We start from the raw sequence: 26,046 nt of genomic DNA, 5'->3' as shown, positions 1-26,046 counted from the left end.
GCCGTCTTTCCTTCAGTTGACCGGGCGAGACCCTAGCGGTACCGAGCCGTCATGACCACCACCCGCTTTGCCCCGAGCCCGACCGGCCTGCTGCATCTGGGCCACGCCTATTCGGCGCTGCAGGCGGCGTCCTTCGCCGGTCAGTTCACAGACCGGACGGCCGGGGGCCGGTTCCTGGTCCGCATCGAGGATATCGACGTCACCCGCTGCCGGCCGGAGTTCGAGGCGGCCATCCTGGAGGATCTGTCCTGGCTGGGGCTGGATTGGGAGCGGCCGGTGCGCCGCCAGTCGGACCATATGGACGACTACCGCGCCGCCCTGGACCGGCTGGAGGCGATGGGGCTGCTCTACAAGTGCTTCCACTCCCGCAAGGAGTTGGACGACGCCCTGTCGGCGCCGCACAACCGGCCGATGATGGGGCCGGACGGTCCGGCGGTGACCGACACGGACGCGCTGATGCCGGAAGACGAACGCGCCCGGCGCGAGGCGGCCGGCGAGCCCTATGCCCTGCGCCTGCGCATGGCCGAGGCGGTTCGCCGGGCGGGGCCGCTGAGCTGGCGTGACCGGACCCATGGCGAGCAGCCGGCCCGGCCGGAGGTGTTCGGCGACGTGGTGCTGGCCCGCAAGGACGCGGCGACGTCCTACCATCTGGCGGTGACGGTGGACGATGCGCTGCAGGGCGTGACGCTGGTGACACGGGGCGAGGACCTGTTCCAGGCGAGCCATGTCCACCGCCTGCTCCAGGCGCTGCTGGACCTGCCGGTGCCGGAGTATGCGCATCATCCGCTGCTGGTGGACCCGGCAACCGGCCGTCGCTTCGCCAAACGCGACCGGTCGCTGACCTTGAAGGCACTGCGGGAGAGCGGGGTGAGTCCGGCGGAGGTGCGCAAGCGGATGGGCTTTTAAGGCCCCGCACCCTCACGCACTCCCGGGATGTATTCCGGGGTAGTCCGATCAGCTTGGACGGGCGCCGGGTAATTTGGAATGAACCTCCACGCCTGCTCTCCGGATCGCCCCGGAAGAGGTCCGGGGAGTGAGGAAGGGGGGGATAAGGCGGAGCGGGCCCCCGGTCCCCTACGGAAACACCGCGTGCAGGCCGGTGCAGAGCTCCAGGTAGTCCGGGTGGTCCGGATCGATGCGGCCCGTGCGGAGCAGCCAGTCGATCACCACCAGGTTGCAATTGTACTTGAACCCCGCCGGCCCCTGGACCACGCCGCGCTCGACGATCGAGGCCACCTCCCGCCAGGGCATCAGCATGAATTCGGCGACCTCGCCATCCACCGGCCGCGGGGTGAAGTCCTCCGGCAGGACCAGGTCGTAGACCCAGAAGGCGTGACGCCGCAGGCCGCCGCCCATCTCGCCGCCGGTGCTGGACGGGCCGCCGTCGTCCACCTCCATGGTGTAGGAGACCATTCCCGTCGCCACCGCCTGGCGGGCGAGAGGCTCGGCGATGCCGGCCTCCTCGGCGCATTCCTTGATCAGGTTCTCCTGCGGGCCGTAACCGACCGGATGGCCGCCGGCGACGATGTTGTCGAGGCTGCCCGGATAGGTGCTCTTGTCCCAGGCCCGGCGCGCCACCCACATGCGCGCCGCGTCGCCCTCGCCGACCACGCCGTTCAGATGGAAGCCGCGGTTGATGATGCCGAAGGCGGTCGCCGCCGCCCGGTCGATCTCGAACACCGGATCGTCCGAGAGCCGCTCCATCACCGGATATTTCTCGCCGCGCAGCCGGGGCAGCAGCCCGTCCTCGGACAGGGCCGACAGGGCCTCGTCCACTGCCTTGGTACGGTCTGCGTAGGTGGTCAGGCGCGGGTCGAGATGGACCAGGTCCTCGAACACGTGGAACAGGCCGCCGAACCGGCGCAGCTCCAGCGACAGGCCCCGGCGCATCAGGCCGACCCGGGCCTGGCCCACGCGGAACGGCACGAAATCCTTCAGGTCGTAGGCGTTGCAGAAGCGGATATGGTCGAGGAAGGCCATGGAACTCGGACGCCGGGGTTCAGGACAGCATCATGCCGAAGAGCAGGCCGAGCGCCAGGGCGACGCCGACCGGCCAATAAGCCCGCCGCGCCCGCTCCCGCGCCATGAGCCGCACCGTGTCCGGATGCAGCCGCAGACCGCCCTTCTCCACATGGCTCAACGCCATGTCGGCGTGGCGGATCAGCGAGGGCAGGCGCTCGACGCCGCGCAGGATATCCGCACCGGCCCGGGCGAGGCGCGCCTCCGGCCCGCGGTTCTCGCGCATCCAGTCCTCGATCAGCGGCCGCGCCATCTCCCACATGTTGACGTTCGGGTTCAGCCGCCGACCCACGCCCTCGGACACCACCATGGTCTTGTGCAGCAGCAGCAGCTGGGGCTGCGCCTCCATGGCGAAGGTCTCGGCGATGCGCAGCACCTGACCCAGCAGCTTGGCGACGGAGACCTCGTTCAGCGGCTTGTCCATCAGCGGCTCGCCGATCGAGCGCACCGCCTGGGTGAACAGGTCGATCGACTTGTTGGCCGGCACCATGCCCATGCGGAAATGCACCTCGGCGACAGAGCGCCAGTTGCCGAGCAGGAAGCCGGTCAGGGTGTCGGCGAGGTAGTAGCGGGTCTCCAGGTCGAGTCGGCCCATGATGCCGAAATCCACCGGCATCAGCACGCCGTCCGGGGTCACCAGCATGTTGCCGGGATGCATGTCGGCGTGGAAGAAGCCGTCGCGGAACACCTGGTTGAAGAACACCGCCGCCGAGCGGGCCAGAAGCACCGTCGGGTCGAGGCCGGCCTTGGCCAGCGCCTCGGTGTCGTCGATGCGGAAGCCGTCGATCCAGGCATTGGTGAAGACCCGGCGGGTGGTGCGGTCCCAATCCACCTCGGCCACGGCGAAGCTGTCGTCGCCGATGAAGTTCTCCGCCAGTTCCACCGCCGCGGCGGCCTCCAGGCGCAGGTCCATCTCGATCTCGACCGTCTCGCGGAACACTTCGACGGTGTCGACCGGCTTGAAGCGGTGGGACCAGGGCAGGTGGCGCTGCAGGGTCTCGGCGATCCAGGAGAACAGGTCCAGGTCGCGGGCGACCGCCACCTCGATGCCCGGGCGCAGGATCTTCACCGCGACCCGGCGGCCGTCGGTGGTGACGGCGCGGTGCACCTGGGCGATGGAGGCGGCGGCGATCGGGCTGGTCTCGAACTCCGCGAACAGCGCCGCCACCGGCGCCTCGAGTTCGTATTCCAGGGTCTGGCGCGCGACGGTCTCGTCGAAGGGCGGCAGGCGGTCCTGGAGCTGGGTCAGATCCTCCGACGCCTGCTCGCCGATGAGATCGGCGCGGGTGGCCATGGACTGGCCGAGCTTAATGAAGGTGGGCCCGAGCTGGGTGAGCGCGGAGGCCAGCCGCTGGCCCCAGCGGCCGGTGACCGATGGGCTGCGCAGGTGCCGGGCCAGACGGGCGAGGCCCGAGACGGTCGGCGCCTCCGCCACGGTCTCCAGCGGCTCGAACACGCCGTGCCGGGCCAGGACCCAGGCGATCCGCAGCAGGCGGATCAGGTTGCGCAGGGAACGGATCATGGGGACCGGATCATCGCCTACAGGCGCCAGCCCGAATGGATCGCCGCGATCCCGGCCGACAGGTTGCGCCACTTCACCTGCTCCAGCCCGACCCGGCGCATGCGCTCGGCCAGGTCCTGCTGGTCGGGGAAGCGGCGGATGCTCTCGGCCAGATACTGGTAGGCCGGCCGGTCCTGGGCGACCTTGTCGCCGAGCCAGGGCAGCACCTTGAAGGAATAGGTGTCGTAGATCGGGTCGAGCCAGGCCTGGGTGGGACGCGAGAACTCCAGGCACATGAACCGGCCGCCGGGCCGCAGCACCCGGGTCATCTCCCCCAGCGCCCGATCGATGCGGGTCACGTTGCGCAGGCCGAAGGCGATGGTCACGCGGTCGACCGAGGCATCGGCGAGCGGCAGATCCTCGGCATTGCCGACCACCCAGTCCACCGCGTCGTCACCGCCGGCCTTCTCCAGGCGGTCGCGGCCGACGGCGATCATCTCGGCATTGATGTCGCAGACCGTGACCGGGCCGCCGCCGCGCTTACGCCACAGGGCGGCGATGTCGCCGGTGCCGCCGGCCACGTCGAGCAGCCGGTGTCCCGGGCGCGGCGCCAGCCAGTCGGCGAAGGCCTGTTTCCACACCCGGTGGATGCCCAGGCTCATCAGATCGTTCATCAGGTCGTAGGAGGAGGCGACGCTGTCGAACACCTCGCGGACCCGGGTGCTCTTCTCCTCCACGGACACCGAGGTGAAGCCGAAATCGGTCACCCCGTCGCGGATCTTCGGATCGGTGGCGGAGGGGTCGCCGGCCGTCGCCGCCGCCGTCGCCTGCGCTGAATTCGCGTTCTTGCCCTCGGCAGCCATCGCGTCTGCACCCGCCCACCGGTTTCGGTCTGACGTGGATTAGGCCTCTACGCGCCCGGAATCAAGGCCGGGCACCGGTCTGCCGTGCCGGCCAATCTGCCGCTTGGCGCGGCTCGGCCGTCGGGATACCGTCCGCCATCATGCCTGAACTGCCTGAAGTCGAAACCGTGATGCGCGGGCTGTCCAGCCGCATGGACGGGCGCGTGCTGGCCGAGGTCGAGGTGCGCCGGCCGGACCTGCGCTGGCCTCTGCCCGACCGCATGGCCGAGCGTCTGACCGGGCGCCGGATCCTCGGACTGCGCCGCCGGGCGAAATACATCCTGGTCGATCTCGACGACGGGACGAGCTGGATGATCCATCTCGGCATGTCCGGCCGGATGCTGATCTCCGACGGCCCGAAATCGCCGCTGGAGACCCATGACCACGTGGTCTTCCGCACCGATGACGGCACCTGGGTGAAGTTCAACGACGCGCGCCGCTTCGGCATGATGGACCTTTGGCCGACCCAGGAGGTTGAGCGGCACAAGCTGCTCAAGGGCATCGGGCCGGAGCCGCTGGGCAATGCCTTCAACGGTCCGGCGCTGGAATCCGCGCTGGCCGGCAAATACACCCCGATAAAGGCCGCTCTGCTGGACCAGAAGGTGGTGGCCGGGGTCGGCAACATCTACGCCTGCGAGGCGCTGCATCGCGCCGGGATCGCGCCGCGGCGGCTGGCCCTGAACGTCTGGGGTGGTCGAGCGGAGCGGTTGGCCGACGCGGTCAAAACCGTGCTCACCGAGGCGATCGCCGCCGGCGGCTCGAGCCTGCGCGATCACCGTCAGGTGTCGGGCGAACTCGGGTATTTCCAGCACACCTTTCGGGTGTACGATCGCGAGGGGGAGGGATGTCCGACCCCGGAATGCGGCGGCACGGTGAAACGTCTGGTGCAGTCCGGGAGGTCCACTTTCTATTGTCCCCGCTGTCAACGCTGAGGTAGAAGCCGGCGCCATGAGCCTGCCGTTCCGATGCGTCAAACCGACCGCTCTCGCCGCCCTGGCGATCGCGGTGCTGCTGCTTGTCCGTATGCCGGCATCGGCCGACGGGCGGTTCGTGGACGGCATCGAGGATCTGCCCCTGATGCCGGAACTGCAGAGCGTGCCGGCCGCGAGCGTCGCGTTCGACGGGCTCGCCGGCCGCATCGTCGTCGCCTTCGCTGAAGGCACGGTTGCCATGGAGGATGTCCGCGCCTTCTACGACGCCACACTGCCCCAGCTTGGCTGGGACAGGCTGGAGGGCGATCGCTGGGTGCGCGCGGGCGAGGAGTTGAGTTTCGACGCGGTGGCCGAGCGGGGCGGACTGGTGGTCCGCTTCGAGCTCGTGCCGCGATGATCACAACCGCCGCCGCCCCTGCTCGGGCGGTCGGCGCGACCCGGGAGTGGCCGCTATGGCTTATGAGAACATTCTGACCGAGACGCGCGGCAGTGTCGCGCTGATCACCCTGAACCGCCCGAAGGCGCTGAACGCCCTGTCCTCGCCGCTGATGGCGGAGCTGGGCGATGCGCTGCTGGCGGCCGATGCCAATGCCGAGATCGGCTGCATCGTCGTCACCGGCAGCGAGAAGGCCTTCGCCGCCGGCGCGGACATCAAGGAGATGCAGTCCAAGGGCTTCGCCGACGCGTATGTCGAGGACTTCATCACCTCCGGCTGGGAGACGATCCTGCGGGTGCGCAAGCCGGTGATCGCGGCGGTCGCCGGCTACGCGCTCGGCGGCGGCTGCGAGCTGGCGATGATGTGCGACTTCATCATCGCCGCCGACAGCGCCAAGTTCGGCCAGCCGGAGATCAATCTCGGCGTCATTCCAGGCGCCGGCGGCTCCCAGCGCCTGACCCGCTTCGTCGGCAAGTCGAAGGCGATGGACATGGTGCTGACCGGCCGCAACATGGATGCCCAGGAGGCCGAGCGTTCGGGCCTGGTCAGCCGCATCGTGCCGGCGGCCGACCTGCTGGACGAGGCGATGAAGGTCGCCGGCCGTATCGCCGATCTGTCGCTGCCGTCGGTGATGATGGCCAAGGAGGCGGTCAACCGCAGCTACGAGACCACGCTCAGCGAGGGCGTGCGGTTCGAGCGCCGGCTGTTCCACTCCCTGTTCGCCACCGAAGACCAGAAGGAGGGCATGGCCGCCTTCGTCGAGAAGCGCCAGCCGGTCTTCAAGAATCGCTGACCGCAGGACTCCGGCGGGACTCTTCTCCGCCAAAGAATCACCCCGGTCGACGCGACTCGTTGTTGACGGCGTCCGGGGTGACAGCTATAAGCGCGCCTTCCACGGATCTGCCGTACTTTGAGAGACGAACATGGCCAATCACGCTTCAGCTGAAAAGCGCATCCGGCGCAACGCACGGCGGTACGAAATCAACCACGCGCGCATCTCGCGCATCCGTACGCACGTCAAGCGCGTCGAGAAGGCGATCGCCTCCGGCGACCAGACCGCTGCCATGGAGGCCTTCAAGGCCGCCCAGCCGGAGATGCACCGCGGCGTCCTCAAGGGCGTCCTGCACCGCAACACGGTGGCGCGCAAGCTGTCCCGTCTGAACACCCGCATCAAGGCGCTGGGCGCCTGATCTCAGGCCCGTGCCGAGACGACGACGAGGAAGCCGCCGGGATCGGCGGCTTTTTTGTGCCGGCACCGCTGTGTATCGGCACCGACCCTGCGCCCGCGTCCCGGCCCGTCTGATCGGGTCCGGAGGATCCTGCGGACCCTGCTGAAGTCGAGGGGGCGCTGACTGTCGGCGGGATCAGGAGCAGCTCTGCCGCCGGTCGCGTGCGGGCACCCCGTGCGGCAAGGTCGTCGCCGCCCCGGTCAGCCAGGCCCGTCATCCAGGCCCTGGTCCCCGTCACCCAGGATCACATTGTCCTTGTTCACCGCGGCGACGGTCATGCGGGTGCCGTCGCATTTGGTCACGGAAGGGTTTTTTGGGCCGCGCCTCATGATTGTTTTGGTTCGCGATCGTATGCACCTTCTTTCTGTGTGACAATTGGGAGTCCATGCTTAGCAATCTGAATCCCCAACACGATTCTGACCGGTGAAGTAGTTGGCCCGATTCGTTGAGTCCGGGGTGAGGAAACCGCCTCAATCCGCTGAATCACAATGACTCTTTGAAGTGATCGTGTTGACCTTGCACAAGGGTTCGAAAAAAAATCGTCATAGAGTGTTCGACTCGGTTGCGCGCCGATGGTCTGCCTAGTACCTTAGCGATCTTACCGCAGATGACGAGTTGCGAAGCATAGGGAATAAACATGTCGAGTAATTCGTCTACTACTCTGAGCGGTTTCATTCGGTCGAATGGATTTTCCCGGATCAAGTTCTCGGGGTGATTTTCCGAATACTGGCTAAATGCTAAACGAAGCGGCGTCGGCCGCGGCGGAACGAGTGTGTGTAGACGATCGAATGATGTCGGTGTGGAGGTCACAGGGATGCCTCCGCAAGTGGTTGGGCAAATTGAACTGCCGCATGTCGGGGTTCAGAGGAATGCGAGGGAAGGACGGTGACACGGATCGGCTGGGGGAGCCAATCGGGGGATGTATCGTCAAAGTGGAACTATTGGAGCATCGCGCTGACCAACGTCGACCGGCCGGCGGGCGATCTTTCGAGGGAGGGTCGTCATGGCTGAACTGGCGGATCGGGACGGCCTAGCCGCCCAATGGGCGCGGGTTAAAACACGTCTGCGTTCGGAATGCGGGGAGACGGCGTATCGCGGCTGGCTGAAGTCGCTGACGCTGGCGCGCCGCGACGGTCAGGTGGTCTATCTGGCCATCCCGTCGAAGTTCGAGCGGGACCGGGTGGTCACCCAGTACGGGGATCGCCTGCGGGGACTGTGGCAGGGCGAGGATCCGGCCATCGCCGCCGTCGAGGTGGTCGCCGCAGCGCGTCAGGAGGCGGTCGCCCGTGCCGTCCCCGACGTGTTCGAGGACGACGAGCCGGTCGCCGAGCCGCTGTCGACGCCGGAGCTGGTGTCGGCGGAACCGCCGAGCGACCTGAACGCCATCTCGGCGTCTCTTGACGCCCGGTTCACCTTCGAGAATTTCGTCGTCGGCAAGCCGAACGAGCTGGCCTTCGCCGCCGCCCGCCGGGTGGCGGAGAGCGAGACCGTGCCGTTCAACCCGCTGTTCCTGTATGGCGGGGTCGGGCTCGGCAAGACCCACCTGATGCATGCCATCGCCTGGGAGATCCGCCGGAACCACCCTCAACGGCGGGTCCTGTACCTCTCGGCCGAGAAGTTCATGTACCAGTTCATCCGCGCCCTGCGGTACCGGGACACGGTCGCCTTCAAGGACCTGTTCCGCTCCGTCGACGTGCTGATGATAGACGACGTGCAGTTCATTAGCGGCAAGGACAGCACCCAGGAGGAGTTCTTCCACACCTTCAACGCCCTGGTGGACAACAACCGCCAGGTGGTGATCTCCGCCGATAAGAGCCCGACCAATCTGGACGGGCTGGAGGAGCGGCTGCGCTCGCGCCTGGGCTGGGGCCTGGTGGCCGACATCCATCCGACCGACTACGAGCTGCGGCTGGGCATCCTGCAGTCCAAGGTCGAGCGGGTGGACGTGGACATTCCGCCGAAGGTCATGGAGTTCCTGTCGCACAAGATCAGCTCCAACGTGCGCGAGCTGGAAGGGGCGCTGAACCGGGTGGTGGCCCATTCGACCCTGGTCGGTCGGGCGATCACCCTGGAGATGGTGCAGGAGGTCCTGTCCGACCTGCTGAAGGCGAACGACCGCCGGGTGACGATCGAGGAGATCCAGCGTCAGGTGGCCTCGCACTACAACATGCGGATCTCCGACATGTACTCGGCCCGCCGGGCCCGGGCGATCGCCCGACCGCGGCAGATCGCCATGTACCTGTCGAAGCACCTCACCCAGCGCTCCCTGCCGGAGATCGGCCGCAAGTTCGGCGGCCGCGACCACACGACGGTCATGCACGCCGTCAAGAAGGTCGACGAGTTGCGGTCCACGGACCGGCATTTCGACGCCGATGTGGACCTGCTCCGGCGCATGCTGGAGGGGTGAGTCCCTTGCCGTCCGGCGGTGGCGGAAACCGCCTCGCCGGACGGTGAAAAACTCCCTGTGCACAAGCGTTTCGTGCTATAAAGTCTGACTTTCGATTCGCCGGGTCGCGGGCGGTCGGATTCCACCGGATCGGGTGGCGCCGAAACTCGCGATACGCCGGTCCGTCAGGCGTCAATCCAGTTCGAGCGAGCACATGAAGATCACCATTGACCGGGCGGCCCTCCTGAAGCCGCTGGCCCATGTTCAGAGCGTCGTCGAGCGCCGGAATACCATTCCCATCCTGGCCAATGTCCTGTTGCAGGCGAAGGAAGGGCGGGTGTCCCTGACGGCGACCGACATGGACATGGACGTGGTCGAGAGCGTCGCCTGTTCCGTCGACCAGCCGGGCTCGGCCACGGTGCCGGCCCTGACCCTCTACGAGATCGCCCGCAAGCTGCAGGACGGCTCGGAGGTCGAGCTGACCGTCGCCGGCGACAGCGGCCGCATGGCGATCCGCGCCGGGCGCTCGAACTTCTCGCTGCCGACCCTGCCGGTGGAGGAATTCCCGGCCCTGTCCGGCGACGAGCTGACGACCAACTTCGTGCTGTCGGCGGCCGATGCGAAGACGCTGATCGACCGCACCCGCTTCGCGATCTCCACCGAGGAGACGCGCTACTACCTCAACGGCATCTACCTGCACGAGACCCAGGCCAACGGCATGGCCGTGCTGCGGGCGGTGGCCACCGACGGTCACCGGCTGGCGCGGGTGCAGATGCCGCTGCCGGAAGGGGCGTCGGGCATGCCGTCGGTGATCGTGCCGCGCAAGGCGGTGACCGAGATCCGCAAGCTGATCGACGAGACCGACGGCGACGTGCAGATCGGCCTGAGCGAGAACAAGCTGCGTTTCGCCTTCGCCGACACCGTGATGACCACCAAGCTGATCGACGGCACCTTCCCGGATTACGAGCGGGTGATCCCGGCCGGCAACGACAAGATCATGCGGGTCGATTGCCGCTCCTTCAAGAAGGCGGTCGACCGCGTTGCGACGATCTCCACGGAGAAGTCGCGCTCGGTCAAGCTGGCCGTGAACAACGGCACCCTGACCCTGTCGGCCAACAGCCCGGACAATGCTCAGGCGACGGAAGAGATGGACGTGGAATACGGCGCCGCCGCCATGGAGATCGGCTTCAATTCCCGCTATCTGCTGGACATCGCCGACCAGGTCGACGACGGCGGCAAGGCCGTCTTCCAGATGGCCGACGCGGCCTCGCCGACCATCGTCACGGACGAGGCCGATGACGGCGCGCTCTACGTCCTGATGCCGATGAGGGTGTGACGGCGCGCGTGTCGGTCGAGGGTCCCATTCTCAGCGAACATAGCGGTGCCGCCTCCGCCGCCGGGGCACCGCTGCGGCTGGCGGTGAATTCGATCAGCCTCACCCGGTTCCGCAACCACGCGGCGACCTCCCTGGAGATCGACCGGCCGGTGGCGGTGCTGACCGGCGCCAACGGCTCGGGCAAGACCAACCTGCTGGAAGCGCTCTCCTTTCTCAGCCCCGGCCGCGGCATGCGCCGGGCCAGGCTGTCGGAGATCGATCGGGTGGGCGATTCCGGGCCCTGGGCGGTCTCGGCGTCCATCACCGGCAAGCTCGGCGACGCGCGGGTCGGCACCGGCCGCGATGCGGCGGCCGAGGGCGAGCGGCGGATCGTCCGCGTCGACGGCGCCCCGGCGCGCAGCCAGTCGGCGCTGGGCGACCACCTGACCGTGTCCTGGCTGACCCCGGCGATGGACCGGCTGTTCACCGAAGGGGCGTCGGGCCGCCGCCGGTTCCTGGACCGCCTGGTCTATGCCTTCGACGGCGAGCATGCGGGGCGGGTGAACGGCTATGAACATGCCTGGCGCGAGCGCAACCGGCTGATCAAGGACGGCCGGCGCGAGGCCGCCTGGTACGCCGCGCTGGAGGAGACCCTGGCCGAGACCGGGGTGGCCATCGCCGCCGCCCGGGCCGCGCTGATCGCCCGGCTGAACCGGATCTGCGCCGCCACCCGCGACCCGTTCCCGGCCGCCGAGCTGGCGCTGGACGGCGAGATCGACCGCTGGCTGGTCGGCACCCCGGCCCTGGAGGTCGAGGACCGGCTGCGCGCCACCCTGGCGGCCGCCCGTTTCGGCCCGCAGGAGGCGGAAGGGCCGCACCGCTCCGACCTGGCGGTGACCCATGTGGGCAAGGCCATGCCGGCGGCCCAATGCTCCACCGGCGAGCAGAAGGCGCTGCTGGTCGGCATCGTGCTCGCCCATGCCCGGCTGCAGGCGATCGACGAGCATGCGGCGCCGATCCTGCTGCTGGACGAGGTCGCCGCCCATCTCGACGACCGGCGCCGCGCCGCCCTGTTCGAGGCCGTCTTCGACCTCGGTGGGCAGGCCTGGCTGACCGGAACCGATCTATCAACCTTCGCGCCGATCGCCGATCGCGCGCGCTTGTTCGACGTCGCCGACGGCAAGGTCCGGCCGGCTGAGGTCGTGTCCTAACCGGAGTCTCCCCCCATGGCTGACGACGCCACCAACGGCACCGAAAACGGTCAAGACAACGAATACGGCGCGGAATCCATCAAGGTCCTGCGCGGCCTCGATGCGGTGCGCAAGCGACCGGGCATGTATATCGGCGACACCGATGACGGCTCCGGCTTGCATCACATGGTCTACGAGGTGGTGGACAACGCCATCGACGAGGCGCTGGCCGGCTATTGCGACGCGGTCCAGGTCATCCTGAACGGCGACGGCTCGGTCACCGTGCGCGACAATGGGCGCGGCATTCCGGTGCAGATCCATTCAGAGGAAGGCGTGTCGGCGGCCCAGGTCATCATGACCCAGCTCCATGCCGGCGGTAAGTTCGACCAGAACTCCTACAAGGTCTCTGGCGGCCTGCACGGGGTCGGCGTCTCGGTGGTGAACGCCCTGTCCGAATGGCTGGAACTCAAGGTCTGGCGCGAGGGCAAGGAACACTTCATGCGGTTCCGTCACGGCGACGCCGAGGCGGATCTCGTCGAGGTCGGGCCGTCCAACGGCAAGACCGGCACCGAGGTCACGTTCAAGCCGTCCACCGGCACCTTCACCATGGTCGAGTTCGACTTCCCGACCCTGGAGCACCGGCTGCGGGAGCTGGCCTTCCTGAACTCCGGCGTGCGGATCCTGCTGACCGACGAGCGCAGCGGCGACCCGACGACCACCGACCTGTTCTACGAGGGCGGGCTGAAGGCCTTCGCCGAGTATCTGGACCGCTCGCGCACGGCGCTGCATCCGACCATCTCCGCCATCGGCGAGAAGGACGGCATCACGGTCGAGATCGCGATGGAGTGGACCGACTCCTATCACGAGACGATGCTGTGCTTTACCAACAACATCCCGCAGCGCGACGGCGGCACCCATCTGGCCGGCTTCCGTGCGGCGCTGACCCGTCAGGTGAACAACTACGCCGCCCAGACCGGGATCGCGAAGAAGGAGAAGGTCTCGCTGGCCGGCGACGACGCCCGCGAGGGTCTGACCTGCGTGCTGTCGGTCAAGGTGCCGGACCCGAAATTCTCCTCCCAGACCAAGGACAAGCTGGTCTCCTCCGAGGTCAAGCCGGTGGTGGAGAACATCGTCGGCGAGCGTCTGGACCAGTGGTTCGACGAGCATCCGAACGAGGCCAAGCGGATCGTCACCAAGGCCTATGAGGCGGCCGCCGCCCGCGACGCCGCCCGGCGTGCGCGCGAACTGACCCGGCGCAAGGGCGCGCTGGACATCGCCAACCTGCCCGGCAAGCTCGCCGACTGCCAGGAGCGCGATCCCTCCAAGGCCGAACTGTTCCTGGTCGAGGGCGACAGCGCCGGCGGCTCGGCCAAGCAGGGCCGTGACCGCAAGAACCAGGCGATCCTGCCCCTGCGCGGCAAGATCCTGAACGTCGAGCGCGCCCGCTTCGACAAGATGCTGTCGAGCGCCGAGATCGGCACCCTGATCGCCGCCCTGGGCACCGGCATCGGGCCGGAGGAGTTCAACATCGAGAAGACCCGGTATCACCGGATCATCATCATGACGGACGCCGACGTGGACGGCTCGCACATCCGCACCCTGCTGCTGACGTTCTTCTTCCGGCAGATGCCGGAGCTGCTGGAGCGCGGCTATCTCTATATCGCCCAGCCGCCGCTCTACCGGGTGAAGCGGGGCAATGAGGAGACGTACCTGAAGGACGACAAGGCGCTCGAGCGCTTCCTGATCGACGAGGGCACCAAGGGGGCGGTGCTGCGGACCTCCTCCGGCGCGCAGATCGGGGCGGCCGATCTCGCCCATCAGGGTGAGCTGGCCCGCCAGGCCCGCCAGCTTCTGGAGCCGCTGGTCCGCCGTCTCGGCGGCCCGGTCGTCACCGAGCAGGCGGCCGTCGCCGGCCTGCTGCGCCCGGGACTGCTGTCGGAGCCGGCGGAAGCGGCCGCCGCGGCCGCCGATTTCGCCCGGCGGCTCGACGTGCTGTCGGAGGAGCATGAGCGCGGCTGGTTCGCCTCCTACGAGGAGCAGACCGAGACCGGCCCGGCCATCGTCGTCGCCCGCACCCTGCGCGGCGTGACCGAGACCTACACCATCGACGGCGTACTGATGCGTACCGCCGAGGCGCGGGCGCTGGCCGACCGGGCGGCCGACCTGAGCGAACTGTTCGCCGAGCCGGCCACCCTGGTGCAGAAGGACGGCAGCGAGCGTACGGTCTACGGGCCGGTCGGGCTGATCGAGGCGATCTTCGAGATCGGACGCAAGGGCCTGACGATCAACCGCTACAAGGGTCTCGGCGAGATGAACCCGGACCAGCTCTGGGAGACCACCCTGGATCCGGACCGCCGCACCCTGCTGCAGGTGAAGATCGCCCATGCCGACGAGGCACAGGAGGTGTTCAGCACCCTGATGGGCGACGTGGTCGAACCGCGCCGCGAGTTCATCCAGTCCAACGCGCTCAAGGTCGCCAACCTGGACGTGTGATCTCTCCCGGTAGGGCGTGAGGACATGAGGGCCGCTGCAAAGCGGCCCTTTCTTTGTTCAGGCTCCCCCAGCGTGCCATCAGATTCGGCCGATACGAGCCCGCAACTTCGTTATTATTTCGGCTTTTAGTTGAGTGAATTTCAGGACTTTGCCCTTTGGCGGACGCAGACTCGTCAGGTCGAAAATACCTTCGATCACCAGCTACTTAATCAACCGATAGATGGGGGACTTGTTATGCTGCCAATCAGTGCTGTGCCGTACAGGCTCAGGAACATGTCGACCGACAATGTCATCGCTCAAACACCGGAGTTTCCGAGGAGCGGCGGCCTTTGCGCCTACGGAGGCGGCGCGATAAGTAACGACCAGCTCTGGTATTTCCTTCAGGAGGGCGACTATCTCCGGATCATGAGCCTGGCGTGGCTCGGTACCGTCATCTACAGCAACGGTCCGGCCGTCAGCGGCTATCGAACGGACGATGAGGTTCTCAAGAGCCCGGCGGATCAGCACTGGAAATGTGAAGTGTCCGCCGAGTACCCCGACGCGATCATGATTACCTCGGTCGTGTCGGGACGGTCGATCCTGGATCCCCATTCCCGAGGTCAGACCGACAGTCTGGAAGCCCAGGATCTGGTGCAGCGCGATACCAGATATTTGTGGATCCTGGAGCCGCAAGCCTAACGTCGGAGACGCAATCCGGTCACCCGCCCCAAGGCGGGTGACCGTCTCATGGCGCTAGAGTTGTCGAGCGGCGCCAACGCACCGCTAGAGCCTTTCCAGATCACCCGTGATCGGGAAAGGCTCGCAATCTATTGAAGATAGAGCAGGCGGGCTCAGGACCCTTCGGTCATCGCGTTGGCTTCGCTCTGCAGGTGGGTGTAGTGCTCGATGCCGATGCGGCCGATCAGGTCGAGCTGGGTCTCCAGGTAGTCGACATGCTCTTCCTCGTCGTTGAGGATCTCGTTGAAGAGATCGCGGCTGACGTAGTCCCGGATCGAGTCGGCATGGGCGATCGCCTCGCGCAGGTCCGGCACCGCGTCGAGCTCGACCGCCAGGTCGCACTCGAGGATCTCCTTGACGCTCTCGCCGATGCGCAGCTTGTTCAGCTCCTGCAGGTTCGGCAGGCCTTCCAGGAACAGGATGCGCTGAATCAGCTTGTCGGCGTGCTCCATCTCCTCGATGGATTCCTCATAGGCCTTCTTCGAAAGCTTCGAAACACCCCAGTCGCCGAGGATTCGGGAGTGCAGGAAGTACTGGTTGATCGCCGTCAACTCGTTCTTGAGGATGCGATTCAGGTGTTCGATGACTGTCTTGTCGCCCTTCATGGCGCCCTCCGTCGGTCGGATCATTGCGCGCAGAGTACAAGAACGGTTCAAATCGGCAAGAAAAAACGTAATGATTTCAAGTAATTGAGAATGATCCGCAATACAGTCTGCCTGCCCGGCTTCATGCTGGGGCCCGGTCTTTTCGACGATCTTGCCGACAGCCTCGGCGACCGGCTCCGGCTTCTGCACGGGGATGTGTACAGCGACACGTCCATCGCCGGCATGGCCCGACGCGTGCTCCGGGACGCGCCCGACCGCTTCGCGCTGCTCGGCTTCTCCATGGGCGGCTTCGTGGCCCGGGAGATCGCGCTGAGCGCGCCGGAGCGGGTCGACGCGCTGATCCTCATCGGCACCTCGGCCCGCGCCACCTCCGACGCGGAGCATGGCCGCAAGGAGGCGATCCTCTCACAGCTCGCCGAGACCGGCTTCAAGGGCATGTCGCGCAAGGCCCTGGCCCGCGGCATCCATCCGGATCATCCGGACCGGGAGGCCCTGGTGGCCCGGTTGCGGGCGATGGGGGCCGAACTCGGCGGCGAGGTCATGGCGCGCCAGCTCCTGGCCACACGGGTCGACGGCCATGGCGACCTGCCCCGCATCGCCGCGCCCACGCTGGTGGTCGCCGCCCGCGAGGACCTGCTTCGGCCGCTCGCCGAACTGGAGGCGCTGGCCGCCGGCATCCCGAACGCGCGCCTGGAAATCTTCGAGAACTGCGGTCACATCATCCCGATGGAAAAGCCGGATCAGTTGGCTGACAGCATCATGGCGTTTCTGAACGGGCTCTAGGCAGGCCTCGGCCCGGCGGGTAGGTTGCCTGGGTGTCAGTCAGATCCGCCCTGTCCCCGCTGCTCACCGGCTCGCTCGCCGGCGTCCTGATGATGGCGGTGGCCGCCGCCGCCTTCAGCTTCATGCACGCTGCGATCCGTCACGTGAGCCTGGAGCTGCATCCGTTCGAGATCGCGTTCTTCCGGGTCTTCTTCGGGTTCTTCGCCCTCGCGCCGGTCTTCCTGCGCCAGGGCTGGGCGCCGCTGCGCACCAGCAAGGTCAAGCTGCTGGGCATCCGCGGCATGCTGAATGCCGCGGCGATGCTGATGTTCTTCTACGGCCTGTCGATCACGCCGCTGGCCACCGTGGCGGCGCTGGGCTTCACCGCTCCGCTCTTCGCCACGGTCCTGGCCATGCTGGTGCTGGGCGAGGTGGTACGCCTGCGCCGCTGGACGGCCATCGTCATCGGCTTCGTCGGCGCCATGGTCATCCTGCGCCCCGGGGTGATCGAGGTCGGCCTCGGTCCGATGCTGATCCTCGGGTCCTCGGTGGTCTGGTCGGTGGCGCTGATGGTGATCAAGGTGCTGACCCGCACGGAGTCCAGCGTCACCATCACCGCCTATGCCTCGATCTTCCTGTCGCCGGTCTGCCTGGTCGTCGCCCTGCCGTTCTGGGCCTGGCCGTCGCTGGAATCCCTGCTCTGGCTGATCGCCATCGGCATTGTCGGCACCATCGCCCAGACGGCGATGAACCAGTCCTTCAAGATAGCCGACGCCTCCGCCGTTCTGCCGGTGGATTTCTCCAAGCTGCTCTGGGCCGCGGCCATCGGCTATGTGGTCTTCGGCGAACTGCCGGACGTGTGGACCTGGGTGGGGGGCGCAATGATCTTCTCCAGCGCCACCTATATCGGCATCCGCGAGGCGCGGCTTAAGAAGGAGGGCAAGCTGCCGGCCGGACCGCCCTCGACCGCGGTGGACCGGGTGCCGCCCGTCGCCTCGCCCCGGGCGATGGGAAAAGAGGGCTGAACCCCGGCGGGAAAAGAGGGCCGAGCCCCGGCTGGGACGCTGTGTCCGGTTGACCGGAGCGGTTTCAATGGGGATAAGCCCGCATCCCTGAACAACTGCCGAGGTCGCCCCCCATGGCCGCCCCCGATCTGGTTCCCGTCGCCCGCGCCCTGATCTCCGTCTCCGACAAGACCGGCCTGATCGAGTTCGCCGCCGCTCTGTCGCAGATGGGCGTGGAGATCCTGTCGACCGGCGGCACCGCCAAGGCGATCGCCGAGGCCGGCATCCCGGTGGTCGAGGTGGCGGAGCGGACCGGCTTCCCGGAGGTGATGGACGGCCGGGTGAAGACCCTGCATCCGGTGATCCATGGCGGCCTGCTCGCCAGACGCGACCTGGACCACCATGTCGCCGCCATGGATGCGCACGGCATCGCGCCGATCGACCTGCTGGTGGTGAACCTCTATCCGTTCGAGGCGACCCGCGCCCGCGGGGCAGGCTACGACGAGAGCGTGGAGAACATCGATATCGGCGGCCCGGCGATGATCCGCGCGGCGTCGAAGAACCACGACTTCGTCACCGTCATCGTCGATGTGGAGGACTACGGCCCGGTGCTGGAGGAGATGCGCGCGAACGACGGCGCCACCAGCCTCGCCCTGCGCCGCAAGCTCGCCGCCACCGCGTATGGCCGCACGGCGGCCTATGACGCGGCCATCGCCGGCTGGCTGGCCGGCGAGGTGGGCGAGGTCTTCCCGCGCCGCTTCACCCTGGCCGGCTCCGCCCCGCAGGTGCTGCGCTACGGCGAGAACCCGCACCAGCAGGCCGCGTTCTACCGCACCGCGGAGAGCCGGGCCGGCGTATCGACCGCCGAGCAGGTCCAGGGCAAGGAACTCAGCTACAACAACCTGAACGATACCGACGCCGCCTTCGAACTGGCGGCCGAGCTGGACGAGCCGGGCATCGCCATCATCAAGCATGCCAACCCGTGCGGCGTCGCCGTCGCCGGCTCGCTGTCGGATGCGTGGGACGCAGCACTCGCCTGCGACCCGGTCAGCGCCTTCGGCGGCATCGTCGCTGCCAACCGCCGGATGGACGCCGCCACCGCCGAGAAGATCGCGGCTATCTTCAGCGAAGTGGTGATCGCCCCCGATTTCGATCCGGCCGCCCTGGAGGTCTTCGCCGCGAAGAAGAACCTGCGGGTGCTGAAGACCGGCGGCATGCCGGACCCGACCGCCAAGGGCCTGACGATCAAGAACTTGGCCGGCGGGCTGCTGATCCAGTCGCGCGATGCCGGCCGGGTGAGCGAGACCGAGCTGAAGGTCGTCACCAAGCGGGCGCCGAGCGCGGCGGAGATGCGCGACCTGCTGCTCGCCTTCCGCATCGGCAAGCACGTGAAGTCGAACACCATCGTCTATGTGAAGGACGGCTCCACCGCCGGCATTGGCGCCGGGCAGATGAGCCGGGTGGACGCCGCGCGCATCGCCGCGATCAAGGCCAAGGACGCCGCCAAAGCCGCCGGCTGGGCCGAGCCGCGCACAGTGGGCTCGGTCGCCGCGTCGGACGCGTTCTTCCCCTTCGCCGACGGCCTGATCACCGTCGCCGAAGCGGGGGCCACCGCGATCATCCAGCCCGGCGGGTCGATCCGCGACGAGGAGATCATCGCCGCCGCCGACGAGCGGGGGCTGGCGATGGTGCTCACCGGCATGCGGCACTTCCGGCACTGATCGGCCGGAAGTGCCGGAAGTGCGGGGTCGGGTCAGTCCCAATCCCAGATCGGGCTGCCGAGGTTGATGTCGTCTTCCTCGGTGAAGGCGCCGGTGGCACCGCCGGCCGCGGCGCCGAGAAGCGGGGCGCCGACCGCGTAGCCGGCGGCACCGCCGAGACCGGCACCCGTGACGCCGCGCTCGGTCGCGGTGTTGCCGCAGGCGGAGAGGGCGAGCGCGCCGGCGGCAAGGGCCGCCGCAGTCATGAGAGTTCTAGGCATGTCATCCTCCAAGGATCTTGGTGGCTGATGGAGGGCCAGACCCGGCGCCTATTGGGCGCCGTGCAGGCTGGCCATCGGAGCGGTGCGCAGCTCGCGCAGCGGGATGATCAGCATGTCGTCATCCCCGGCCTCGAAGAGCTCGTCGAGCGGGCCGTTATCGGTATCGACCACCGCCACGACCTCGCCGCCGCGGCCGATCGCGAAATCCTCGATCACGCCGAGCTGCTTGCCGGAATTGCTGTAGACCGCCTGGCCGCTCAGCTCCGAGAGGCGCGGGCCGTTCCCCGTGCTGGGGCTGCGATAAAGGTCCGTGGCATCGACCACGACGACCGAGGTATCGGCCTGCACGGGCGCGCTCGGGACGATGGCGAGAGCCGCGACGGCGAGCGAGAGAGCGCCGGCACCGGCCAGTAATTTCCTCCTCATATGCTCCTCCTTGCGTTGTGCATGTCCCTGGCCAACGGGGCTGAGGCAGGACCGGTTCCACAGGTTTTGCCGGGATTACCGGCGTAAGTGGCGGTGATCGCCGGCCTCCGCCGTCGCAGTGGCGAGGCCCGGACCCCACATGTAGTCTGGTTGCCGACCCATCGATCAGCGAAGGACAGCTCCGTGCTCCCCCAGGAAGTCATCCGCGCCAAACGCGACGGCCAGACCCTATCGGCCGAGGCGATCGCCGAATTCATCGCCGGGCTGACGGGCGGAGCGGTGGGCGAGGGACAGGCCGCGGCCTTCGCCATGGCGGTGTTCTTCCAGGGTATGGACGCCGACGAGCGCGCCGCCCTGACCCGGGCGATGGCCGACAGCGGCACCGTGCTGCGCTGGGACGGGCTCGACGGCCCGGTGCTCGACAAGCACTCCACCGGCGGGGTCGGGGACCGGATCAGCCTGATGCTGGCCCCCATCGTCGCCGCCTGCGGCGGCTATGTGCCGATGATCTCCGGGCGCGGGCTCGGCCATACCGGCGGCACCTTGGACAAGCTGGACTCGATCCCCGGCTACCGCACCAATCCGGACCTGAAGACGTTCCAGCGGGTGGTGCGGGAGGTCGGCTGCTGCGTGATCGGCCAGACCGACGACCTGGCACCGGCGGACCGGCGGCTCTATGCCATCCGCGACGTCACCGCGACGGTGGAATCCGCCGCCCTGATTACCGCCTCCATCCTCTCAAAGAAGCTTGCCGCCGGCCTGGACGGGCTGGTGATGGACGTGAAATGCGGCAGCGGCGCCTTCATGGACGACCTGTCCAAGGCGCGGAACCTGGCCGACGCCCTGGCGGAGACCGCGCGGGCGGCGGGCCTGCCGACGGTGGCGCTGATCACCGACATGAACCAGGTGCTGGGCCGCACCGCCGGCAACGCGCTGGAGGTGGCCGATGCCGTCGCCTTCCTGACCGGCGCCGAGCGCGAGCCGCGCAGCCTGGAGGTGATCCTGGCGCTGGCCGGTGAGATGCTGGCCCAGGGAAAGATCGCCGAGACTCCCGATATCGGCCGCGACATGGCCCGAGCGGCGCTGGAGGACGGGCGCGCGGCCGAGGTCTTCGGCCGCATGGTCGCCGCGCTGGGCGGCCCGGCCGACCTGATGGACAGACCCGAGGCACATCTGGAGACCGCTCCCGCCGCCGTGCCGGTCTATGCCGAGGCTCCGGGCATCGTCGCCCGGATCGACGCCCGCCGGCTCGGCGTGGCGGTGATCGAGCTGGGCGGCGGGCGTCGCCAGGCATCCGACAGGATCGACCATGCCGTCGGGCTGACGGAGATCGCCGGCATCGGTGAGGCGGTCGGCCCGGACGTGCCGCTGGCGGTGATCCATTGCCGCGATGCCGCCGCCGCCGAGCCGGCGGCTGCCTCCATCCGCGCCGCCTATACCCTGGGCGACGCTGCACCGGAGGTCGGGCCGGTGGTGATCGAACGGCGGACGGGGGAAGGCTGATGGCCCGCGCCTTCTTCATCGTGCTGGATTCCGTCGGGATCGGCGGCGCCCCGGATGCGGAGCGCTTTGGCGATGCCGGTTCCGACACGGTGGGCCATATCGCCGATGCCTGCGCCACCGGCCGGGGCGACGGGCACGGCCGCAGTGGCACGCTGCACCTCCCGAACCTGCTGGCCCTCGGACTGGGGGCGGCGCATCGCGGGGCGACGGGCACCGAGCCCGTCGGACTGGACGCGGCGCCGGCCCGCATCGGGGCCTGGGGCCACGCGGCGGAGATCAGCCTGGGTAAGGACACGCCGAGCGGCCATTGGGAGCTGGCCGGCGTGCCGGTCGCCTTCGACTGGACCTACTATCCCGACACCGTTCCGACCTTCCCGGCCGAGTTCACCGCCGCCCTGGTCGAGCGCTGCGGGCTGCCGGGCATCCTGGGAAATTGTCACGCAAGCGGAACGACCATAATCGCCGATCTCGGCGCCGAGCATATGAGGACCGGCAAGCCGATCCTCTACACCTCGGCCGACAGCGTGGTGCAGATCGCCGCCCATGAGGAGAGCTTCGGGCTGGAGCGGCTCTATAAGGTCTGCCGGGTCGCCCGCACCCTGGTGCCCGACACGGTCGGTCGGATCATCGCCCGGCCGTTCCTGGGCTCCGGACCCGACGACTTCACCCGCACCGCCAACCGCAAGGACCTGGCCGTTACCCCGCCGGCACCGACCCTGCTGCAGCGCCAGTCCGAGTCCGGCGGGTCGGTGGTCTCCATCGGCAAGATCGGCGACATCTTCGCCCATGCCGGCACCGGCGAGGAGATCAAGACTGCCGGTAATGACGGGGTGTTCGAGACCCTGATGTCCGTGACCGGCCGCGATCTGGACAACGCGCTGGTGGTGGCGAATTTCGTCGATTTCGACACGCTCTACGGTCACCGCCGCGACGTCGCCGGGTACGCCGCCGCCCTGGAGGCGTTCGACCGCGACCTGCCGCTTTTCCTCGGCGCCCTGCGGCCGGGCGATCTGGCGGTGCTCACGGCGGATCATGGCTGCGATCCGACCTGGCGCGGCAGCGACCATACCCGCGAGCAGGTGCCGGTGCTGTTCGCCGGCCCCGGCCTGGCGCCAGGGGATCTCGGCCAACTCGCCTTCGCCGATTTGGGCGCCACCCTGGCCGCCCATCTGGGCCTGGCGCCGGGCGATCACGGCATAGATCGGTTGAGGTCTGGCCGGCTGGGGACGCGGCGATGATCCCGCGCTTCGCCGTCGACAGCGACCCGGCCGAACTCGCCGCCGCCTATGGGCGCGACGGGGTGCTGGTCGTCGAGGATGCGATCCCGTCCGCCGACTGCGACGCCCTGATCGAGCGCGCCCATGCGATCGTCGACGCCTGGGACCCGGCGGAGGGGCGTTCGGTGTTCTCCACCACCGCGCCGAGGCACGCCTCCGACGCGTATTTCCGCGAGAGCGGCGACAAGATCCGGGTGTTCCTGGAGGACGGCGCGGTGGATGCCGAGGGCGCGCTGACCGTCGACCGGCACCGGGCGGTGAACAAGCTCGGCCACGCCATGCACGATCTCGACCCGGACTTCGACCGCGTGTCGCGTCGTCCGGTGCTGGCCCGTATCGCCGCCACCCTCGGCATCGGCGCACCGAAGCTGGTGCAGTCGATGGTGATCTGGAAACCGCCCGCCATCGGCGGCGCGGTGGTGCCGCATCAGGACGCCGCTTTTCTCGTCACCGACCCGCCCAGCGTGACCGGCTTCTGGCTGGCGCTGGAGGACGCGGACGAGGGCAATGGCTGTCTGATCGCCCAGCCGGGAGGCCATAAGGGCCCGCTGCGTCAGCGGTTCCTGGACCGTGACGGCGGGCTGTCCCTGGAGACCCTGGACGCCACGCCCTACCCGGCGGACGGCTTCGTGCCCCTGCCCGCGCGGAAGGGCACCCTGGTCGTGCTGCACGGGTTGCTGCCCCATGGCAGCGCGGCCAACACCTCGCCGCGCTCGCGCATGGCGTACACGCTGCACATGGTGGACGGGGCGGCGGCATGGCACCCTGGCAACTGGATCCGCCGCCGTCCGGACGATCCGTTCCGAGGCTTCTGACCGGGAGAGACGATGTTTCGGATGCTGCGCGACCTGTGCCTGCTCCTCGTCGTGATCCTCGGGCTCACGGGCGGATCGCAGGTCTCCTCCTTCGTCGATGCCTATGCGCAACGGTTGGGCGGGGCGGTGGACGAGCTGGATCGGCAGGTGACCGCCCATCGGACCGAGGCCGCCGCCCAGAACCTCACCCTGGAGGCCTATCTGGAGCGCCACCGCACCAACGCGGACCCGGCGATCCAGGGCTCCGGCCGGCGGCTGACCGCCATGGTGGACCGGCTCACCGACCTGCGGGCCGCCCGCGCGGAGCTGGAGGCGGCGGGTCCGTGGACCCGGCCGGCGGTGGCGCTGCGCCATTCCGACAGCGATATCCTGGGCAACGCCTATGCCGAGTGGCGGCCGGGGCTGACGATCGATCCGCGCTGGGGCGTGGTCGGCGCGGTTCTGGCCTGGATGCTGTTCGCGGCGGTGTCCACGCTGCTGGTGCGCGGCTTCCGCTCCCCCCGTCGCCGCGCGCCCGCCCGCTGACGCACCCGCCCGCTGACGCACCCGCTCTCACCCGATATTTCCGTCATCCTGAATCAAGTTCAGGACGACGGTAGGGGATCGGGTCAGGAACGCGCCGTGACTAAGACCCCTCCGCCGCCACGACCTTGGCCGTGCCGGACTCGTACTCTGGCACCATGCGGCCGAGTATCTCGACCGTGGCGACCATCTGCCGGGAGCGGGCGGCCGCCTCCAGCTCGTCCAGGCCGCGCTCGATCAGGGCATGGTCGGCGGTGCGGGGATGGGCTCGGCGGATGGCGGGGATCTCCGTCGCCTCCAGGGTCTCGGCGCCGTGGAACAGCTCCTCGTGCAGCTTCTCGCCGGGACGCAGGCCGGTGAAGGCGATCTGGATGTCTTTGCCCGGCTCCAGCCCGGCCAGCCGGATCATCCGGTCGGCCAGGTCGACGATCTTCACCGGCTCGCCCATGTCCAGCACGGTGATGCCGCCCCGCTCCCGCGGCGTCGCGTTCTCCAGGGCGGCGGCCTGGAGCACCAGCTCCACCGCCTCGCGCACGGTCATGAAGTAGCGGGTGATGTCCGGATGGGTCACGGTCAGCGGCCCGCCGCGTTCGAGCTGGCGCTGGAACAGCGGCACGACCGAGCCGGTGGAGCCCAGCACGTTGCCGAAGCGGGTGGTCACGAAGCGGGTGCCGCCGTCCAGGTCCAGCGCCTGGCAGTACGCCTCGGCCAGCCGCTTGGTCGCGCCCATGACGTTGGTCGGGTTCACCGCCTTGTCGGTGGAGATCACCACCACCGTGCCGACCGCGGCGGCCCGCGCGGCGTCGGCGACGATGCGGGTGCCGATGGCGTTGGTCAGCACCGCGTCGCAGACATTCGCCTCCATCAGCGGCACGTGCTTCAGCGCGGCGGCGTGGAACAGGATTTCGGGTCTGGCCTCGCTGAGGATCTCGGTCACCCGGGCGGGGTCCCGCACGTCGCCGATCAGCGCCGCGCGCGGTAACTCCGGCACCCGCTCGGCCAGCTCAAGGTCGATCCGGTAGAGCGCGTATTCCGACTGGTCCACCAGGGTGATGCGGGCCGGTCCGAGATCGGCGATCTGGCGCACCAGCTCGGAGCCGATGGTGCCGCCCGCGCCGGTGACCAGCACCCGACGGCCCGCGATCAGCCGCTGCATGGCCGGCCGGTCCAGGGTCGCCTGCGGCCGGCCGAGCACATCCTCCACGTTGATCGGGCGGAGCTGCACCTGGGCGTCGCCGGGCGTCTCCAGCGCGCTCAGCACCGGCATGCGGCTGACCGGGATCCCGAGCGCGTCGGCCCGGTCCAGAACGCCGCGGACGGTGGCGCCGTCCATCTGCCGGCGGGTCAGCACGATGCGCTGCGGCCGCAGCCCCTGTCCGGTCAGCCGCTGCACCACCGCTTCCAGGTCCGTCAGGCCGCCGAAGACCGGCACGCCGCGGATACGGCGTCCGTTCCGCGACTCCCGGTCGTCGACGATGCCGACCACCCGATAGGGCATCTCGTGACCCGGCGCGGTCTCGCGGATGAACAGGTCCGCCCCGTCCCCCGCACCGACCAAGAGCACCGGCACCCGGTCCCGGGCGTTGCGCTCGAACAGGGCGGAGATCGTGCCGTCCTTCAGCAGCCGGTAGCCGACCCGGGGCAGGATCAGCAGGATCGACAGCAGCGCCGCCTCGATCACCAGGAACGAGCGGGGCAGGGAATCGAGGCGCGTGACGATGAACTGCAGCACCAGGAAGGCCGCGATGATCACCGCCACCGCGCGGACGATCTGGCCGAGATCGCCGATCGACGTGTAACGCCACACCGCCGTGTCGAGGCGCATCACCAGGAACACCGCCAGCGCGGTCAGGGTGAACAGCGCCGTGCCGGTCTGGATCGCCTGCATCGGCCACCAGGCGATCTGGTCGCCCAGCCGCACATACAGCGCCAGCGGAAACGACACGGCGGCCATCACCGTGTCGTGGGCGAAGATCAGCAGGGAGCGTCTGAAAGCGCGGGCGTTCATGCGATGTCGCGGGCTGGAGTGGC

24 protein-coding genes are annotated in these 26,046 nt (G+C 68.5%); 17 read left to right on the top strand and 7 right to left on the bottom strand.

The window, feature by feature from the left end; genetic code table 11:
- Positions 1–51: 51 nt before the first annotated feature.
- Positions 52–906: a tRNA glutamyl-Q(34) synthetase GluQRS gene (gene gluQRS, locus BLS34_RS16640; protein WP_093152007.1), complete on the top strand. Its 855-nt coding sequence runs from the start codon at positions 52–54 to the stop codon at positions 904–906.
- A 168-nt stretch (positions 907–1,074) separates the two neighbouring features.
- Here gluQRS and BLS34_RS16635 read toward each other — a convergent pair whose 3' ends face one another.
- The 3 genes from BLS34_RS16635 to ubiE are packed head-to-tail and all read right to left on the bottom strand — an operon-like array spanning position 1,075 to position 4,383.
- On the bottom strand, positions 1,075–1,980 hold the full coding sequence (locus BLS34_RS16635) for a DUF4743 domain-containing protein (RefSeq protein WP_093152005.1): 906 nt from the start codon (positions 1,978–1,980) through the stop codon (positions 1,075–1,077).
- Positions 1,981–1,999: 19 nt separating this feature from the next.
- The gene (gene ubiB, locus BLS34_RS16630) at positions 2,000–3,541 is read right to left on the bottom strand and encodes a 2-polyprenylphenol 6-hydroxylase (RefSeq protein ID WP_093152003.1); all 1,542 of its coding nucleotides are present in this window, start codon (positions 3,539–3,541) and stop codon (positions 2,000–2,002) included.
- A 17-nt stretch (positions 3,542–3,558) separates the two neighbouring features.
- Positions 3,559–4,383, bottom strand: a complete 825-nt coding sequence (gene ubiE / locus BLS34_RS16625) for a bifunctional demethylmenaquinone methyltransferase/2-methoxy-6-polyprenyl-1,4-benzoquinol methylase UbiE (protein ID WP_093152000.1) — start codon at positions 4,381–4,383, stop codon at positions 3,559–3,561.
- 140 nt (positions 4,384–4,523) lie between these two features.
- On the opposite strand from ubiE, the gene mutM reads away from it, so the two are divergent.
- The 9 genes from mutM to BLS34_RS16580 all read left to right on the top strand — a co-directional run bounded on the left by mutM (position 4,524) and on the right by BLS34_RS16580 (position 15,081).
- Positions 4,524–5,354, top strand: a complete 831-nt coding sequence (gene mutM / locus BLS34_RS16620; RefSeq protein ID WP_093151997.1) for a bifunctional DNA-formamidopyrimidine glycosylase/DNA-(apurinic or apyrimidinic site) lyase — start codon at positions 4,524–4,526, stop codon at positions 5,352–5,354.
- Positions 5,355–5,370: 16 nt separating this feature from the next.
- Positions 5,371–5,751: a hypothetical protein gene (locus BLS34_RS16615; RefSeq protein WP_028796006.1), complete on the top strand. Its 381-nt coding sequence runs from the start codon at positions 5,371–5,373 to the stop codon at positions 5,749–5,751.
- 55 nt (positions 5,752–5,806) lie between these two features.
- Positions 5,807–6,583: an enoyl-CoA hydratase gene (locus BLS34_RS16610; protein ID WP_028796005.1), complete on the top strand. Its 777-nt coding sequence runs from the start codon at positions 5,807–5,809 to the stop codon at positions 6,581–6,583.
- A gap of 130 nt (positions 6,584–6,713) precedes the next feature.
- On the top strand, positions 6,714–6,980 hold the full coding sequence (gene rpsT / locus BLS34_RS16605; RefSeq protein WP_028796004.1) for a 30S ribosomal protein S20: 267 nt from the start codon (positions 6,714–6,716) through the stop codon (positions 6,978–6,980).
- 1,042 nt (positions 6,981–8,022) lie between these two features.
- The gene (gene dnaA / locus BLS34_RS16600; RefSeq protein ID WP_051245148.1) at positions 8,023–9,426 is read left to right on the top strand and encodes a chromosomal replication initiator protein DnaA; all 1,404 of its coding nucleotides are present in this window, start codon (positions 8,023–8,025) and stop codon (positions 9,424–9,426) included.
- Between the two features lie 193 nt (positions 9,427–9,619).
- Positions 9,620–10,741, top strand: a complete 1,122-nt coding sequence (dnaN, locus tag BLS34_RS16595; protein ID WP_028796002.1) for a DNA polymerase III subunit beta — start codon at positions 9,620–9,622, stop codon at positions 10,739–10,741.
- Positions 10,738–11,931 carry a DNA replication/repair protein RecF gene (recF, locus tag BLS34_RS16590; protein WP_093151994.1) on the top strand — a complete coding sequence of 398 codons (1,194 nt, stop codon included), beginning with the start codon at positions 10,738–10,740 and terminating at the stop codon, positions 11,929–11,931. Before dnaN ends, recF begins: the two co-directional genes overlap by 4 nt.
- A 15-nt stretch (positions 11,932–11,946) precedes the next feature.
- The gene (gene gyrB, locus BLS34_RS16585; protein ID WP_093151991.1) at positions 11,947–14,403 is read left to right on the top strand and encodes a DNA topoisomerase (ATP-hydrolyzing) subunit B; all 2,457 of its coding nucleotides are present in this window, start codon (positions 11,947–11,949) and stop codon (positions 14,401–14,403) included.
- Between the two features lie 273 nt (positions 14,404–14,676).
- Positions 14,677–15,081 carry a hypothetical protein gene (locus tag BLS34_RS16580; protein WP_139189362.1) on the top strand — a complete coding sequence of 135 codons (405 nt, stop codon included), beginning with the start codon at positions 14,677–14,679 and terminating at the stop codon, positions 15,079–15,081.
- Between the two features lie 152 nt (positions 15,082–15,233).
- Here BLS34_RS16580 and bfr read toward each other — a convergent pair whose 3' ends face one another.
- Positions 15,234–15,725 (bottom strand): bacterioferritin, encoded by a 492-nt coding sequence (bfr, locus tag BLS34_RS16575; RefSeq protein WP_028795998.1) that lies wholly within the window; start codon positions 15,723–15,725, stop codon positions 15,234–15,236.
- 90 nt (positions 15,726–15,815) lie between these two features.
- On the opposite strand from bfr, the gene BLS34_RS16570 reads away from it, so the two are divergent.
- The 3 genes from BLS34_RS16570 (at position 15,816) to purH (ending at position 19,212) form a co-directional block, all read left to right on the top strand.
- A complete protein-coding gene (locus BLS34_RS16570) occupies positions 15,816–16,508 on the top strand; it encodes an alpha/beta fold hydrolase (RefSeq protein ID WP_093151988.1) in 693 nt (230 codons plus the stop codon).
- 32 nt (positions 16,509–16,540) lie between these two features.
- Positions 16,541–17,512 carry a DMT family transporter gene (locus tag BLS34_RS16565; protein WP_245702010.1) on the top strand — a complete coding sequence of 324 codons (972 nt, stop codon included), beginning with the start codon at positions 16,541–16,543 and terminating at the stop codon, positions 17,510–17,512.
- Between the two features lie 113 nt (positions 17,513–17,625).
- Entirely contained in the window at positions 17,626–19,212 is a 1,587-nt protein-coding gene (gene purH / locus BLS34_RS16560; protein WP_028795996.1) for a bifunctional phosphoribosylaminoimidazolecarboxamide formyltransferase/IMP cyclohydrolase, read from the top strand.
- A 32-nt stretch (positions 19,213–19,244) separates the two neighbouring features.
- On the opposite strand, the gene BLS34_RS16555 is transcribed toward purH, so the two are convergent.
- Positions 19,245–19,472: a hypothetical protein gene (locus tag BLS34_RS16555; protein WP_028795995.1), complete on the bottom strand. Its 228-nt coding sequence runs from the start codon at positions 19,470–19,472 to the stop codon at positions 19,245–19,247.
- 48 nt (positions 19,473–19,520) lie between these two features.
- On the bottom strand, positions 19,521–19,898 hold the full coding sequence (locus tag BLS34_RS16550) for a PRC-barrel domain-containing protein (protein ID WP_093151985.1): 378 nt from the start codon (positions 19,896–19,898) through the stop codon (positions 19,521–19,523).
- Between the two features lie 183 nt (positions 19,899–20,081).
- On the opposite strand from BLS34_RS16550, the gene deoA reads away from it, so the two are divergent.
- From deoA to BLS34_RS16530, 4 genes are read left to right on the top strand one after another with little or no spacing between them, the layout of a single operon-like run.
- On the top strand, positions 20,082–21,401 hold the full coding sequence (deoA, locus tag BLS34_RS16545) for a thymidine phosphorylase (protein WP_093151982.1): 1,320 nt from the start codon (positions 20,082–20,084) through the stop codon (positions 21,399–21,401).
- A complete protein-coding gene (locus BLS34_RS16540) occupies positions 21,401–22,639 on the top strand; it encodes a phosphopentomutase (protein ID WP_093151980.1) in 1,239 nt (412 codons plus the stop codon). Before deoA ends, BLS34_RS16540 begins: the two co-directional genes overlap by 1 nt.
- Positions 22,636–23,493, top strand: coding sequence for a phytanoyl-CoA dioxygenase family protein (locus BLS34_RS16535; RefSeq protein WP_093151977.1), 858 nt, complete (start codon positions 22,636–22,638; stop codon positions 23,491–23,493). Before BLS34_RS16540 ends, BLS34_RS16535 begins: the two co-directional genes overlap by 4 nt.
- 12 nt (positions 23,494–23,505) lie before the next feature.
- Positions 23,506–24,018, top strand: coding sequence for a DUF2937 family protein (locus tag BLS34_RS16530; RefSeq protein ID WP_093151974.1), 513 nt, complete (start codon positions 23,506–23,508; stop codon positions 24,016–24,018).
- Between the two features lie 100 nt (positions 24,019–24,118).
- Here the strand turns inward: BLS34_RS16530 and BLS34_RS16525 are convergent, their stop codons facing one another.
- Positions 24,119–26,023, bottom strand: a complete 1,905-nt coding sequence (locus tag BLS34_RS16525) for a polysaccharide biosynthesis protein (RefSeq protein ID WP_093151971.1) — start codon at positions 26,021–26,023, stop codon at positions 24,119–24,121.
- Positions 26,024–26,046: the final 23 nt, after the last annotated feature.

The organism is Thalassobaculum litoreum DSM 18839 (assembly GCF_900102465.1).
GTDB lineage: Bacteria > Pseudomonadota > Alphaproteobacteria > Thalassobaculales > Thalassobaculaceae > Thalassobaculum > Thalassobaculum litoreum.
The sequence above is the reverse complement of the archived record's forward strand: the minus strand, read 5'-3'. Positions and strand labels throughout refer to the sequence as shown.

What these genes read in the sequence shown, in the direction of transcription:
- gyrB (WP_093151991.1), top strand. Translation starts at nt 11,947, where the DNA reads ATGGCTGACGACGCCACCAACGGCACCGAAAACGGTCAAGACAACGAA.
- BLS34_RS16635 (WP_093152005.1), bottom strand. Translation starts at nt 1,980, where the DNA reads ATGGCCTTCCTCGACCATATCCGCTTCTGCAACGCCTACGACCTGAAG.
- mutM (WP_093151997.1), top strand. Translation starts at nt 4,524, where the DNA reads ATGCCTGAACTGCCTGAAGTCGAAACCGTGATGCGCGGGCTGTCCAGC.
- ubiE (WP_093152000.1), bottom strand. Translation starts at nt 4,383, where the DNA reads ATGGCTGCCGAGGGCAAGAACGCGAATTCAGCGCAGGCGACGGCGGCG.
- BLS34_RS16615 (WP_028796006.1), top strand. Translation starts at nt 5,371, where the DNA reads ATGAGCCTGCCGTTCCGATGCGTCAAACCGACCGCTCTCGCCGCCCTG.
- BLS34_RS16570 (WP_093151988.1), top strand. Translation starts at nt 15,816, where the DNA reads ATGATCCGCAATACAGTCTGCCTGCCCGGCTTCATGCTGGGGCCCGGT.
- dnaA (WP_051245148.1), top strand. Translation starts at nt 8,023, where the DNA reads ATGGCTGAACTGGCGGATCGGGACGGCCTAGCCGCCCAATGGGCGCGG.
- BLS34_RS16535 (WP_093151977.1), top strand. Translation starts at nt 22,636, where the DNA reads ATGATCCCGCGCTTCGCCGTCGACAGCGACCCGGCCGAACTCGCCGCC.
- BLS34_RS16525 (WP_093151971.1), bottom strand. Translation starts at nt 26,023, where the DNA reads ATGAACGCCCGCGCTTTCAGACGCTCCCTGCTGATCTTCGCCCACGAC.
- bfr (WP_028795998.1), bottom strand. Translation starts at nt 15,725, where the DNA reads ATGAAGGGCGACAAGACAGTCATCGAACACCTGAATCGCATCCTCAAG.
- BLS34_RS16530 (WP_093151974.1), top strand. Translation starts at nt 23,506, where the DNA reads ATGTTTCGGATGCTGCGCGACCTGTGCCTGCTCCTCGTCGTGATCCTC.
- gluQRS (WP_093152007.1), top strand. Translation starts at nt 52, where the DNA reads ATGACCACCACCCGCTTTGCCCCGAGCCCGACCGGCCTGCTGCATCTG.
- dnaN (WP_028796002.1), top strand. Translation starts at nt 9,620, where the DNA reads ATGAAGATCACCATTGACCGGGCGGCCCTCCTGAAGCCGCTGGCCCAT.
- purH (WP_028795996.1), top strand. Translation starts at nt 17,626, where the DNA reads ATGGCCGCCCCCGATCTGGTTCCCGTCGCCCGCGCCCTGATCTCCGTC.
- BLS34_RS16580 (WP_139189362.1), top strand. Translation starts at nt 14,677, where the DNA reads ATGTCGACCGACAATGTCATCGCTCAAACACCGGAGTTTCCGAGGAGC.
- rpsT (WP_028796004.1), top strand. Translation starts at nt 6,714, where the DNA reads ATGGCCAATCACGCTTCAGCTGAAAAGCGCATCCGGCGCAACGCACGG.
- BLS34_RS16550 (WP_093151985.1), bottom strand. Translation starts at nt 19,898, where the DNA reads ATGAGGAGGAAATTACTGGCCGGTGCCGGCGCTCTCTCGCTCGCCGTC.
- ubiB (WP_093152003.1), bottom strand. Translation starts at nt 3,541, where the DNA reads ATGATCCGTTCCCTGCGCAACCTGATCCGCCTGCTGCGGATCGCCTGG.
- BLS34_RS16540 (WP_093151980.1), top strand. Translation starts at nt 21,401, where the DNA reads ATGGCCCGCGCCTTCTTCATCGTGCTGGATTCCGTCGGGATCGGCGGC.
- BLS34_RS16610 (WP_028796005.1), top strand. Translation starts at nt 5,807, where the DNA reads ATGGCTTATGAGAACATTCTGACCGAGACGCGCGGCAGTGTCGCGCTG.
- BLS34_RS16555 (WP_028795995.1), bottom strand. Translation starts at nt 19,472, where the DNA reads ATGCCTAGAACTCTCATGACTGCGGCGGCCCTTGCCGCCGGCGCGCTC.